The organism is Aquibium sp. A9E412, from assembly GCF_030398335.1.
Lineage (GTDB): Bacteria > Pseudomonadota > Alphaproteobacteria > Rhizobiales > Rhizobiaceae > A9E412.
In genome coordinates this window covers 1-12,928 of record NZ_JAOAOP010000014.1, presented here as the reverse complement: position 1 = coordinate 12,928, position 12,928 = coordinate 1, and the positions used below count along the sequence as shown (strand labels likewise).

The 12,928-nt window shown below is 73.1% G+C and carries 7 protein-coding genes; 1 reads left to right on the top strand and 6 read right to left on the bottom strand.

Annotated elements, in window-relative coordinates; translation table 11 throughout:
* Window positions 1–9: 9 nt before the first annotated feature.
* From N1F89_RS07710 to N1F89_RS07700, 3 genes are all read right to left on the bottom strand, one after another.
* The gene (locus tag N1F89_RS07710; protein ID WP_290083069.1) at window positions 10–1,134 is read right to left on the bottom strand and encodes a mechanosensitive ion channel family protein; all 1,125 of its coding nucleotides are present in this window, start codon (window positions 1,132–1,134) and stop codon (window positions 10–12) included.
* 165 nt (window positions 1,135–1,299) lie between these two features.
* Window positions 1,300–5,961, bottom strand: coding sequence for a translocation/assembly module TamB domain-containing protein (locus N1F89_RS07705; RefSeq protein ID WP_290083067.1), 4,662 nt, complete (start codon window positions 5,959–5,961; stop codon window positions 1,300–1,302).
* Window positions 5,961–7,883 carry an autotransporter assembly complex family protein gene (locus N1F89_RS07700; protein WP_354670312.1) on the bottom strand — a complete coding sequence of 641 codons (1,923 nt, stop codon included), beginning with the start codon at window positions 7,881–7,883 and terminating at the stop codon, window positions 5,961–5,963. The genes N1F89_RS07705 and N1F89_RS07700 overlap by 1 nt, the downstream gene beginning before the upstream one ends.
* A gap of 209 nt (window positions 7,884–8,092) precedes the next feature.
* On the opposite strand from N1F89_RS07700, the gene N1F89_RS07695 reads away from it, so the two are divergent.
* Entirely contained in the window at window positions 8,093–9,142 is a 1,050-nt protein-coding gene (locus tag N1F89_RS07695) for a YihY/virulence factor BrkB family protein (protein ID WP_290083066.1), read from the top strand.
* A 147-nt stretch (window positions 9,143–9,289) separates the two neighbouring features.
* Here N1F89_RS07695 and N1F89_RS07690 read toward each other — a convergent pair whose 3' ends face one another.
* From N1F89_RS07690 to N1F89_RS07680, 3 genes are all read right to left on the bottom strand, one after another.
* Complete coding sequence (locus N1F89_RS07690; protein WP_290083064.1) at window positions 9,290–9,805, bottom strand: hypothetical protein; 516 nt, start codon at window positions 9,803–9,805, stop codon at window positions 9,290–9,292.
* Window positions 9,802–10,056 (bottom strand): hypothetical protein, encoded by a 255-nt coding sequence (locus tag N1F89_RS07685; protein ID WP_290083062.1) that lies wholly within the window; start codon window positions 10,054–10,056, stop codon window positions 9,802–9,804. Before N1F89_RS07685 ends, N1F89_RS07690 begins: the two co-directional genes overlap by 4 nt.
* An 88-nt stretch (window positions 10,057–10,144) precedes the next feature.
* Window positions 10,145–12,610 (bottom strand): vitamin K epoxide reductase family protein, encoded by a 2,466-nt coding sequence (locus tag N1F89_RS07680; RefSeq protein ID WP_290083060.1) that lies wholly within the window; start codon window positions 12,608–12,610, stop codon window positions 10,145–10,147.
* Window positions 12,611–12,928 lie beyond the last annotated feature (318 nt).

The following is a 12,928-nucleotide window of genomic DNA, read 5'->3' as shown; positions in this document are numbered from 1 at the left end:
GGCGTGCCGTCAGGGCGTCGGTCCCGGCGCGTCGTCCACCGGCTCCGGCCCGGTGGCCAGGCGGCCGGCCACGTCGGCGCGCAGCCGGGGCAGGGCCTCGGGGTGGTTTTCCTGCAGATAGGCGACGAGGCGTTCGCGCAGCAGGCAGCGCAGGTCCCACGCCTTGCCGGAATCGGCCGCGCTGGCGATGACGCGCACCGTCATCGTCGTCTCGCCGAGATCGGTCACCTGCACCGCCATCACGTCGCCGTCCCACAGCTCCGTCTCGGCGAGCACCTCGGCCACCCTGGCGCGCAGCGCCTCGACCGGCACGGTGTAGTCGACATAGAGCTTCACCGCCCCGATCAGCGAGGCGGTCTCGCGGGTCCAGTTCTGGAACGGCTGCTCGATGAAGTAGCTGAGCGGCAGGATCATGCGCCGCCAGTCCCAGATGCGCACCACGACGTAGGTCGACGTGATCTCCTCCACCTTGCCCCACTCGCCCTCGACGATCACCGCGTCGTCGAGGCGGATCGGCTGGGTGAGCGCGAGCTGGACGCCGGCGAACAGGTTCTTCAGCAGCGGCTGCAGCGCCAGGCCGACGACGAGACCGGCCGCGCCGGCCGAGGCGAGCAGGCTGACGCCGTACTGCCGCACGCTCTCGAAGGTCATCATCACCGCGCCGATGGCGATGACGACGATCAGCGTGTCGGCGACGCGGCGCAGGATGCGCGTCTGGGTGACGTGCTTGCGGGCGAGCAGGTTGTCGTGCGAATCGAGCTTGAAGCGCCGCAGGTGCACGGTCGTCCAGATGTGCAGCGCGGTGCGCGCCACCCAGGCCACCAGCACGATGAAGAAGACGAGCAGGGCGTGCCGCAGCATGGCGCTGCCGGCTTCCGAGGGGGCCGCGAGGGGCGAGGCGAACGCCACGGCGACGATGACGGCGGCAAGCCGCGTCGGCCCGGACGTGCGCGCGACGATCGAGCGCCACACCAGGTCCTGCCGGGCGACCAGGCGCCGGGTGATGCGATAGACGAGCCAGTGCACGAGCAGGGCGGCGGCGATCGCCGCGGCCAGGATGGCCAACGTCCAGCCGAGCTGCGGCGCGCGCTCCGCCAGCCGCTCGAATGCCGAGGCGATGTCGATGCCGTCCATGCCCTGCGCCTCCCCCCGACCGCCGGCTGTCCGGCCGGCGAGGGCCGGATCGCCGAGCGTTCCTGGAGCCGGTCTGCCTTTGACGGGACCGCAGATCGGCTGCAAGTTCTTGTTTTCACGCGTTTCCGGACGGCGAACCGGTGTCCACTTCGCCTGGAAACGCTTTTAGTAATCCTTCTCGAAGAACACGCCGAGGCTGGAATCGCCGTCGGTGCCGACCGTGCCGCGCGCCTTCAGGTCCTCGGTGATGTCGAGATTGATGGTGGCGCGGGTGTCGCCGCGGGCGCCGGCCTCGACCCCGAGATAGATGTTTTCCTGGATGTAGCGGCCGGCGCGCACGGCGGCGTTGCCCTCGCTGTCGGTCACCACGTCGAGATCGTCGAGCCCGGTGGCGGCGCGCAGCTGGCCGAGCAGCGAGGTCTCGGCGCCGCCGGCCAGCTCCGCTGCGGCTGCCGCGAGCTGGGCGAGCTGCAGCGGCGACAGCTCGCCGACGCTGCGGTCGAAGATGACGCGCGCCAGCACCTCCTCCTGCGGCAGCTCGGGCTGCGAGGAGAACTCGATCGCCAGATCGGAGACGCGGCCGGTGACCGTGATGAAGGCGGTGATGTCGGCGCCCTCGATGCGGGCGACGAAGTTGAGGAACGGGTCGAGATCGCCGACCAGCGTCACCCGGCCCTCGTCGAAGACGATGCGCTGGCCGAGGATCGACAGCCGGCCGCGGATCAGGTCGAAGCCGCCGACCGGGCGGATCGCGGTGACCGGGCCGGTCAGCTCGACCGACCCGCCGAGCTCGGCGTCGAGGCCGCGGCCGCGCACGAAGATGCGGCGCGGCGCCGACAGGCGGATGTCGAGGCGCAGCACGCTCGGCCGGTCCGAGGGCATGGCCGTGCCGTCGTCGGCGCGGGCGCGGGCGAGCGTGCGCGCGACCTCCGGCGGCGGGGCGATGTGCGTGACATCGATGTCGGCCACGCCGCCGCCGAGGCTTTCCGGCACGACGATCTCGGCGCTCGCCACCGACAGGTCGCCGGCCAGCAGTGGATCGAAGGCGAGTGGCCCGGTCAGCGTCAGCCGGCCGCTGACGGTGGCCGTCACCAGGTCGCCGTCGGAATAGCGCGCGGAATCGAGCCGGATGGCGAGATCGGCCGGGAAGCCGGCCGCCGCGCTGGTCGAGATCGTCCCCGAGGCGCTCACCGTGCCGCCGGCGGCGAGCGCGGCCGAGGCGTCGCCGAGCACCACCTGCTCGCCCTCGATGCGGCCCGACAGGGCGATCGATTCAAGCCGCAGGTTCGACATCGGGTCGACCGCCTCGGCGCCGCTGACGGCGAAGGAACCGCGCACGACCGGATCGGCCAGGCTGCCGGTCAGCGAGACGTCGAGCGTCAGCGTGCCGGTCACCTGGGCCCCGCGCTCGGCCAGGAAGCGGTCGGCGAGCGCCAGCGGCACGCTGCCGGCGAGGTTGACGCCGAGGCCGGAGCCGGTCAGCGGCACGCGGCCGCGGCCGTCGAGCGACAGGCCCTGCGGCCCGTCGACCGACAGCGCGTCGAGCGTCACCGTGCCGGAGCGGTAGCGGCCGTTCGCCGCCACGTCGAGCGCCGCGATGCCGGCCTGGCGCAGCGGCACGGCGCCGACGCCGCTGCCCGCCAGGTCGAAGCTCACGTCGGGATCGGCGAGCGTGCCGGCGACGCGGGCGCTGCCGGTGACGCGGCCGGCCAGATCCTGGCCGCCGGCGAGCCGGTCGAGCGTGGCGAGCGGGAAGGCGGCAAGGTCGACGGTCAGGTCGAGCGGCCCGTCGCCGAGCGGCGCGCTGCCGCGCACCGTGGCGCGCACGCCGTCGGGGCTGGTGAGGCTGGCGTCGAGCGTCAGCCGCTCGCCGCGCGTCGCGCCCTCGGCGGTGACGGACAGGGCGGCGATGCCGGCCTCGCGCAGCGCCGCGGCGGTCAGCCCGCTGCCGGTCACGTCGAAGTCCACCTCGGGGCTTTCGCGCGGACCGCGGACTAAGGCGCTGCCGCTCACCGTGCCGCCGAGCCCGAGGTCGGGCCGCACCGCATTGGCGACCGACAGCGGCAGGCGGGCGATGTCGAGCGACAGGTCGATCTCGTCGGCGATCGTGCCGGCGGCCGTCAGCGTGCCGCCGCCGATGTCGAGGCGCAGCGTGTCGAAGGAGACGGTCTGGCCGGCGACGGCGAGCGTCGCCGGCTCGGCCAGCCGCGCCGTCACGCCCTGGCCGGCGAGGCGGGCCTCGTCGAGCGCCAGGCGGTAGCCCGTCTCGGTCGGCGTCAGCCGGCCGGCGGTGGCGAGGTCGGTGCCGTTGTCGAGCGCCGCCTCGGCGGAGAACGCGGTGGCCTCGCCCTGGCGGTCGGCGCGGGCGGCGAGCCGCGCGATGTCGATGCCGGCGGCCGTCACGTCGCGCGCGGCAAGCGTGCCGCGCACGCGCGGCACCGCGAACAGCGCCTCGACCGTCGCCTCGACGTCGGCGCTGCCGATCGTCAGGTCGCCGACGGCGAGGTCGCGCAGCGCGGCCTCGAGCGCGGCATCCTGGCGCTCGTCGGCGACCGACAGCTGAAGCGTGCCGTCGAGGGCGCCGCGCGCTTCGGCCAGCGCCAGCGCGGCGGCGGTCGAGATGTCCGGCGCGTCGATGTCGAGGCGGCCTTCGAACAGGCCGTCGGCGCGCTGCATCAGATTGCCGGTGGCGCGCGCGCCGCCGGCGGAGAAGGCGAGGTCGGTCAGCCGGCGCGCGCCTTCGGGCGTCGTCACCAACCCGGCCTCGAGGGTGGCGCGCACGCCGTCGAGGAAGGCGTCGCCGGCCACCCGGCCGTCGAGCACGCCGGCCTGCAGCGTGCCCTCGAAGCCGAGCGCGGCGCCGGTCAGCCGCTTGCCGGCGAGCTCGCCCTCCGGCACCTCAGCCGAGAAGGTCAGCGCGATCAGCCCGTCCGCGCCGTTGGCCGTGCCCGTCGCCGTCAGCCGCCCGGACGCCTGCTCGGAGACCAGAGCGAGATCGGCCAGCGCGAGATCGAAGCGGAAGTCGGCCGCGTCGCTGGCAAAGGTGCCGTCGGCGGTGAGCTCGACCTGATCGTTGGCGACGCTGAGCCGCTCGGCGGTCAGGCCGTCGGCGTCGCGGGCCAGCCGGCCGGTGATGCGGGTGACGCCGCCGAGCAGGCTGTCGGCGGCCTCGTTGGCGATCCGCAGGTCGCGCGCCGTGCCGTCGAGGGTCAGGCCGAAGGCGCCGGACAGCGGCCGCACCGTGCCCGCCGCCTCGAGGGTGAGCGCGCCGGCCAGCGCGCGGTCGGCGAGCCCGGAGAACGGCGCGATGCTCTCGGCCTCGACCGCGATGTCGCCGTCGAAGGCGTAGTCCGACACGCTGCCGTCGAGCCGCACGGCGAGGCCGTTGCCGGTCAGCGTCGCCTCGTCGAGGCGCAGCGGCGTGCCCGCCTGCCAGGCGCCCGACACGTCGAGCGCCAGCCGGTCGCCGAGCGCCTCGGCGACGTCGGCCCGCTCGGCGACGATGCCGGTCACCGCGCCGTCGGCGGCGAAGGTGATGCGGCGGGTCTGCGGGTCGGACAGGTTCTGCGCCAGGCCGTCGAGGTCGAGCGCGACGCGCTCGGCCGCGAAGCTGCCGGTCGTCAGCCGATCGACCGCGAGCCGGCCGGTCCAGCGCTCGGCGCCGGCGCCGCCGAAATCGACGGCGAGCGTGGCGCGGCCGACGGTGGTCTCGCCGCCGGCGACCGGCAGCAGCACCGGCGCGCCGCCCGGCTCGGCCACCGTTGCCTCGAGCGCCAGGCGCTGAAGGAAGCCGTCGGCGCCGGTCTCGGCTTCGGCGTCGAGGGTGAGCGCCGCGCTCTCGAGCGCTAGCGCGTCGAGCCGCAAGCCGCCGCCGTCCTTGGCGAGGCCGGAGGCGGTGAGCGCGGTCTCGGCGCCGAAGAAGTCGCGGTAGGCGGCCGGCACGAGCCGGGCGATCGGCCCCGACAGCTCGACGGCGAAGCCGATGCCGCCGGCGCGGCCGCGCAGCCGCGCGATGCCCTCGAGCACCCGTTCGCCCTGCGTGTCGAGCGCCAGCGCGAGGTCGAGATCGTCGAGCGGGCCTTCGCCCGACAGCGCGAGCGACAGCGGCGGCCGGCCCTCGATGTCGAGCAGATTGGCGACGACGCCGTCGGCCGGCTCGCTCAGGGCGAGGTCGACGGCCAGCGCCTCGGTCGCGTTGTCGTAGCTGGCGGCGAGCGTGAACTGGCCGCCGGGCCCGTCGAGCCGCTCGACGGCGAGCTCGGTGTCGAGCGCGCCGCCGTCGAGCAGCAGGCTGCCCTCCACGGTCAGCTCGGAGGCGAGCCCGAAGACGTCCTCGCCGAACACCAGACGGGCGATCTCCAGCCGGTCGAGGTCGACCGCGATGGGCAGCTCGGGCACCTGGAACGGGCTCGCCTCGGGCGCCGGCAGGCCTTCCTCGGGCAGCGGCCGGCGGCTGACGGCGATGCGCTCGGCGGCCAGCCGCTCGATCTCCAGGCGCTGGCGCAGCAGCAGTGCCGAGCGGCTCCAGTCGATCGCCGCGTTCTCGATGGTCAGCCACACGCCCTCGCGGTCGGCGACGGTGATCGAGCCGATGGTCGCCTGCGACGACAGCACGCCCTGGATGCCGGAGATGCGGATCTGCCGGTTGGGCGTGGAAAGCTGGTTCTCCAGGAAGGAGACGAACAGCGAGCGCTCCTCCTCGGGGTCCTGCTCCTGGGCGTGCGCGGCGGTCAGCGCCGGGCCGAAGCCGGCCGGGGCGAGGGCGCCGAGCAGCAGCGCGAGGAGCGCGAGCGCCGGGAAAAGTCCTGTCGGGCGTGGCCGTCGCATCAGAATGCCTGTCCAATTCCCGCGTAGAAGGCCACCGACGGATCGCCCGGCCGGCGGTCGAGCGGCACGGCGACGTCGAGGCGGATCGGTCCCAGTCCGGTGAGATAGCGCACGCCGCCGCCGACGCCGACCCTGAGGTCCTGGCTGAAGTCGGGGATCGGGTCGTCGCCGACATAGCCCGCGTCGGCGAAGCCGACGACGCCGATCGTGTCGGTCACCCGCACGCGCAGCTCCGCCGAGCCCTCGATCAGCGAGTGGCCGCCGACCACGCCGCCGGGCACCGGCACGCCGATGTTGCGATAGGCGTAGCCGCGCACCGAGCCGCCGCCGCCGGCGAAGAACAGCTTGTCGGGCGGCGTCTCGGCCGTCGGCGCGCCGTAGAGCGTGCCGAATTTCAGCCGCCCCGCCGCCACCACGCGGTCGTCCTCGCCGAAGCCGTAATAGGTGCGGCCCTCGATCGTGCCGCGCAGGATGGCGTTGCCGTAGTTGAACTCGTAGAACGGCTCGGCCACCGCCTCGACGAAGAAGCCCTGCGTGGCGTCGGCCGGATCGTCGCGGCTGTCGAAGGTCAGCGCGCCCGACAGGCCGGCGGTGGTGAACTCGCGGGTGCCGAGATCGTCCTCGAAGCGGGCGTAGCCGCCGGTCGCCATCAGCCGGCCGGACAGCGCGTCGTTGAAGTCGTGCTTGAAGCCCGCCTCGCCGGTGACGCCGGTGCGGGTGTAGGATTCCAGCACCTCGCGCTCGCCGAACACCGACGCGACGAAGTCGGTGTCGGGGGTGTAGATGCCCGGCTTGGTGAAGATCGCGCCGAGCCGGTAGGTGAAGGCGGTCGGATCGAAGGTCTTGCCGATGCCGCCGACGCGGCCCTCCACGCGCAGCCGTTCGGCGCGGCCGAACAGGTTGCGGTGCAGCCAGTAGGCCTCCAGGCCGAGACCGTCGACGGTCGAGAAGGTGCCGCCGACGCCGAAACGGCGCGGCAGCCGCTCCTGCACCACGACGGTGATCGGCAGCGTGCCGTCGGCGCCGATCTCGTCGGCCTCGACCAGGCGGGCGGCCCGGAAGACGTCGAGGCGGGCAAGCCGGTTGGCCGCCTTCTGCATGCTGTCGGGGTCGTATTCGACGCCGGGCTGCAGCCCGGTCATGTAGGCGACGAAGCCGGGGTCCATGCGCTCGGTGCCGCGCACCGAGACGGGACCGTAGACCGCGCGCCGGCCGGGCGCCACCGTCACCACCGCGTCGACGGTGTCGTCGCGGTGATCGGCGGTCACGTCGCGGCCGGCGACCTCGGCCTTGGCGTGGCCCTGCTGGCGCCAGCCCTCGACGGCCAGGCGGCCGGCCCGCACGATGGCGCCGGAGCGCGCCTCCGCGCCGCTGCGGAAGCCTTCGGCGGCGGGATCGTCGACCACGTCGTCGGGGTCGACCGCCGGCGGCGGCGCGTTGACGACGCGCGCCGTCTGGAAGCGGAACAGCGGCCCGGCGGTGACGACGACGCGCACCAGGGCGGGATCGGCGAGCACGGCGTCGGGCGCCAGCTCGGTCGCCTGGCGGCCGTCGATGGTGATCGAGATCGTGCCGGCGTAGCGCGCCTCGGAATAGAGCGCATCGAGCAGCCTGCGGTAGTCGCCGCGCGCCTTGGCGATCAGCCCGGCGGCGCCGGAGGCCGGCTCGTCGCGGTCGGCCCACAGGCTGGAGGCGGCCTTGAGCGCGTCCTCCACCTCCTGCGGGCCGGTGACGGCGAAATCGAGCGTGTAGGGCTGCGGCGTGCCGATCACGTCGTCGGCCGGCTCGTCGCGCCCGAAGAAGGTGAAGCCGAAGAGCTCGAAGGCGGCAGCCGGCGGCGGCGCGCCGGCCACGCCGAGGCCGACGAGGCATGCCAGGGCGGCCCGGCCCAGCGGTGATCGTCCAGCGGTGCTACGCGTCACACATGTCTCCCGCCGGGCCGCCGGCGGCCCGGGCCTCACCCGATCGAGCCCTGGCGGGGAACCGACCGCACCCGCAACCGGTTGAGCGCGTGGCGGCGGCGCCCCAGGCCGGCGGGCAAGCTTTCCGCCGGCCGGCAGGACAGCTACGGTTACAGCACAAAAGCCTTAACAGTCCAACCGGACCGGGGCGAAAGGCGGAAAAAGGGAGAATGGCGGGCGACATGGCGGTCACCAAGCGGCGCATGCAGCAGGAGGGGCGCGGCCGCGATGCGGCGCATCCCGGCAGGATCCCCATGCGCGGCTGGAAGGACATCTTCTGGCGCGTCTTCAACGAGATCATGGCCGACCGCGTGATGCTGGTCGCCGCCGGCGTCACCTTCTACCTGCTTCTGGCGCTGTTTCCCGCGCTCGCCGCCTTCGTCTCGCTGTACGGCTTCTTCGCCGATCCCGCGACGATCGCCGAGCACATCGCCTATCTCGCCGCGCTGCTGCCGGCCGGCGGCCTCGACCTCATCAGCCAGCAGCTCGACGAGCTGATCGAGCAGGACAGCGATTCGCTGTCCTTCGGCTTCCTGATCGGCTTCGCCATCGCCTTCTGGAGCGCCAACAACGGCGTCAAGGCGCTGTTCGAGGCGCTCAACATCGCCTACGAGGAGGCCGAGAAGCGCGGCATCGTGGCGCTCAACCTGCTGTCCTTCGGCTTCACGCTGATCGGCATGCTGGTCGGCATCGTGCTGGTCGCGCTGGTCGGCGTGCTGCCGGCGGTCGCCGCCTTCCTCAATCTGGAGGGCATCACCGACATCCTGGTGCGCGTGTTCCGCTGGCCGCTCACCTTCCTGTTCATCGCCGCCGTCGTGACGCTGATCTACCGCTACGCGCCGAGCCGCGAGCGGGCCAAGTGGCGCTGGATCACCTGGGGCGGCCTGCTGGCGACCGCGGTGTGGATCCTCGCCTCGCTCGGCTTCTCCTTCTATCTGCAGAACATCGCCGACTACAACGCGACCTACGGCTCGCTCGGCGCCGTCGTCGGCTTCATGGTGTGGATCTGGATCTCGGTGCTGATCCTGCTCGTCGGGGCCGAGCTCAACGCCGAGATGGAGCACCAGACGGGGCACGATTCCACCGCCGGCGCGCCGAAGCCGATCGGCGAGCGCGGCGCGGTCGTCGCCGACACGCTCGGCGAATCGCGCGTCGAGGCGGAGCGGGGCGAGGCGCCTGCCGACCCCGCCCGGGACGGGCCGCAGCGCGGCGACGCCTAGCGCGTTTCCAGGCGACGTGGAAACCGCTTCGCCGTCCGCAGACGCGTCAAGACAACATGCAGGAGCCGATCTGCGCTTCCGTGACGCGCGTGCTGTCGGCCAGGCGGGTTCGCCCGGTCGACGCGCACCGTCGGCGGCGCGCCGCCGCTACTCGGGGCAGCGCGTCAGCGCCGCGTCGCGCCAGGCGCCGTCGTCGCGGTAGCGCATCGTCAGGCTGTCGCCTTCGACGACCCAGCGGAAGATGCGCGGCACGCGCTCGCCGTTGATGGCGCACTGCGCCTGCACGGTGGCCTCGCCCTCGGCCGAGGTCTCGACCTCGCGCACGGCGCAGGCGGTGCCGTTCCACAGGATCTGGGTGTCGGTGACGACCAGCCCCCGGCCGTCGTCGCCGGCCGACGGCGCGCAGGTGCCGTTGCCGACCCAGGTGCCGCGCAATTGCACCCAGGCCTGGTCGGCGCTGAGCAGCTCCGGCGGCGTCTCGACGGCGGTCTCGTCATGGGCGCGCTGCTTGATGATGACCGGCGCGGTGTCGAAGTCCTGCAGCTTCTCGCGGCCTTCCGGCGCGTCGGCGTCCGCCGCCGCGCCGTCGTCCTGCGCCGCGGCGGGGGCGGCCACCAGAGCCGCGAGGACCGCCGCGAGCACGGGCCATGGCGTTCTCGTCATGGCTTGCCGCTCCGGTTTCCCTTGCCCAGATCGGTGCGTGCGCGCACGTCCTTGTCGGTCTTCTCGAAGCTTTCCATCACCTCGTCGGGCTCGGTCTTGACGTCCGGCACCACCTGGCGCTGGTTGCGCACGTTCTCCTGATCGTCGCCCTGCAGGCTGTTGCGGCCCATCTTGCGGGCGGCGAAGTCGGCTTCCGTCGCCTTGCCGGGCCTGGTCTTCTTCGGCGCGGGGTGACCCTTGTCGTCGGCCATCATCGTCTCCTTGCGGTTCGGGCCGCCGCGGCGGCCTTGCTTGCTCGGGGTCAACGCGGCGGCGGCGCCTCGGTTTCGCGTCCGCCGTTCACACCGCGTAGCGCTCGAGGCCGCCCCATTTCGCCCGCACCGGCCCGCGCCGCAGGCTGAGGCCGATCAGCAGCACGCCGGCGACCAGCGAGGCGCCCGTCGCCAACAGCGTGGTGTCGAGCACGAAGGGGGTGATCGTCAGCGCCAGGCCGAAGCCGACATTGAGCAGGCGCAGCGGTCGCGCCACCTCGGCGAAGGCGATCACGGTGACGGTGACGACCAGCGCGCCGATCAGGTGGTCGGCATCGGCCATCGCGCCGTCGGTGCCGAGCGTCAGCCGGGTGAACATCAGCCAGACGCCGATCGCCAGGCACAGTCCCAGGTTCCACGGCACGCTGAGACCGCCGGCCACCATCTCGCGGACGATCGCGCCGGGATGGCGCTCGAAGCTTTCCGGGTCGCGCAGGCCGCTTTCGGTGTCGGTGTCGCCGGTGAAGAAGATGCGCAGCAGCGGCGCCCCGGCGCGCCGGCGGCGGGCCAGGAACTGGATCGTCGCGACCAGCTCGTCGAGCGAGTAGGGGATCTGCACCAGCATCGCCGCCGCGCCGATCAGGCACAGCGTGCACCAGGTGCCGATGACGATCGGCTGGATGATGATGAAGGTGATCGAGACGATGCCGAGCGGCACGATCATGACGCCGAAGGCGAGCACCAGCCACGGCATGGTGCGCCAGCGCGCACGGCTGCCGAGCGCGCCGGTGAGGATCTCGAGGATGTAGGTCGCCGCGCCGAGGCCGGCGTCGGGCACCGGCCAGGCCTCCGACACGCGCGAGGTGATGACGTCCTCGGTGCCGTTCTTGCCCGCCACCGTGCCGGGGAAGAAGGGCTCCCACACGCCGTCGATGTGGCCGAGCTGATAGGCGGCCAGATAGCGCGAGAAATAGAGCCCGACGAAGGCGAGCAGGATGATCGGCAGGCGCTGCAGCCAGGCCGAGGGGTTGTAGGACCAGCCGACCGGCACGCTCGGCCCCGTCTCGGCGGCCACCGCCGCCACCCCGGGGATCGGCGGCAGCATCATGGCGAACGCGATGACGAAGGTGCCGACGAGCGTCGAGTTCAGATAGCCGGAGGCCGAGCCGGTCCAGAAGACGAGCGGCGCGGCGAGCAGCCACAGGCCGACGGCGGCCGCCGCGAAGCGCGCGGCGGCGAGCCGCCACGACAGCGACAGCATGCCGAGCACCAGCAGCGCGGCGCCGGAGGCGTAGTCGCTGGCGGCCAGCGGCGTGCCGCCATAGCCGAGCGTGGCCGGCGAGGTGAGCAGCCAGGTGCCGAGCCCGGCGACCGCGAAATGCGCCCACAGGTTGCGTTTGTGCTCGCTGTGGTAGTGGCTCTCGTGGCGCCGGCGCACCGCCTCGGGATTGACCGCGTGCTCGGCCGCGCGGTTCATCCAGTCGGGCGGGGTGATCCCGTTCCTCTGATACCAGGCGAGCGGATCGCGCTTCAGCGCGGCGATCATCGCCGGCAGGGTGTCGAGGATCGCATGGCGCGGCTCCCAGCCGAGCAGGCGGCGCGCCCGCGAGACGTCGAGCGCGTAGTGGTCGTCGGCCATGTCGATCATGAAGGGACGGATGAAGGGCTTCTCGCCCTGGTCGAAGTCGTCGGGCACGATCGGCTCCGACTTCTCCTCCACCCAGGCGCCGGCCTTGGCGACCGGCTTGGGCACCGAGATCGTGTACCACGCGTCGCGGCCGTGGATCAGCTCGCCGATGCGGTCCTGCAGCGTGGCGTAGGACACCGCCTCGGGCTCGCCGGCCAGGATGACGCAGTCGTCCGGCAGCTCGTCGCGCCGGTCGACGGCGCGGCGGAACAGGTCCATCAGGTCGTCCTGGTGGATGAAGGACTGGCCCGAGCGCAGGTCGCCCGAGTAGAGCCGGCTCTTGATGTCGCGCTCGTAGATGCGGGCGATCTGGTGCGACAGGGTGGGAACGGCCGCCGCCTCGCTGTAGAGGCCCGCCAGATGCAGGAGCAGGTAGGGGATGTGGCCGTGCTCGGCGCGGATCGCCGCCTCGGCCGCCGCCTTCGACTGCGGGTAGGCCCATTGCGGCTCGACCGGCGTCGTCTCGTCGATGCGCGTGCCGGGTGTGCCGGCGCGGTGCACCAGCATGGTGCCGGAATAGATGAAGCGGCCGACCTCGAAGTCCTGCAGCGCGCGCAGCAGCCGGCGCGTGCCTTCGATGTTGACCGCCTCGTAGAGCGGGCTCTCCTCGCCGGTGAAGTCGAAATAGGCGGCCAGATGGACGACCGCGGCGATCGACTTGCCGTAGCCCTGGGCGAACTTCGTCAGGGCGAGCGCGACGGAATCGTCGGAGGTGATGTCGATCTCGATCAGCGGGTGCGGCGAGGTCTTGCCGGGCATGTCGAGCCCGACGACGTGATAGGCGTCCGACAGCGCATCGGCGAGATGGCCGCCGATGTTGCCCGCCGCGCCGGTGATGAGGACGATCGGCTTTTGCGGTCTGGCCATGGAGTTCCGTTCGCTGGTCCGCGTGTGGTCGGCCGCGGGGCCGTCCGGCGCGCCCGGCGGGACCGCCGGTCCCGGCCGCCGAAGCCGATGCGCGTGATGCCGCTCGCCCCGCACCTTGTTGTCGTTCCTGCGCGCAACGCGGCCGGTCGCGGCTTGGTTCCGGCCGGCCGTGGAACCATGCGCGCGGCCGCACGTTCGGCTTGCTGCCCGTTTCGTGGTAGAAGGAACCCATGGCCCGCACCCCCGACAAGCCGGCAGCCCGCCGCCGCGCCCGGCCGACCGCGGCCAACAAGCCCGCGCCGGCGGCCGCTGCCGAGG

Excerpts from the sequence above, each read along its gene's own strand:
- N1F89_RS07680 (WP_290083060.1), bottom strand. The coding sequence starts at position 12,610 with ATGGCCAGACCGCAAAAGCCGATCGTCCTCATCACCGGCGCGGCGGGC.
- N1F89_RS07705 (WP_290083067.1), bottom strand. The coding sequence starts at position 5,961 with ATGCGACGGCCACGCCCGACAGGACTTTTCCCGGCGCTCGCGCTCCTC.
- N1F89_RS07710 (WP_290083069.1), bottom strand. The coding sequence starts at position 1,134 with ATGGACGGCATCGACATCGCCTCGGCATTCGAGCGGCTGGCGGAGCGC.
- N1F89_RS07690 (WP_290083064.1), bottom strand. The coding sequence starts at position 9,805 with ATGACGAGAACGCCATGGCCCGTGCTCGCGGCGGTCCTCGCGGCTCTG.
- N1F89_RS07695 (WP_290083066.1), top strand. The coding sequence starts at position 8,093 with ATGGCGGGCGACATGGCGGTCACCAAGCGGCGCATGCAGCAGGAGGGG.
- N1F89_RS07685 (WP_290083062.1), bottom strand. The coding sequence starts at position 10,056 with ATGGCCGACGACAAGGGTCACCCCGCGCCGAAGAAGACCAGGCCCGGC.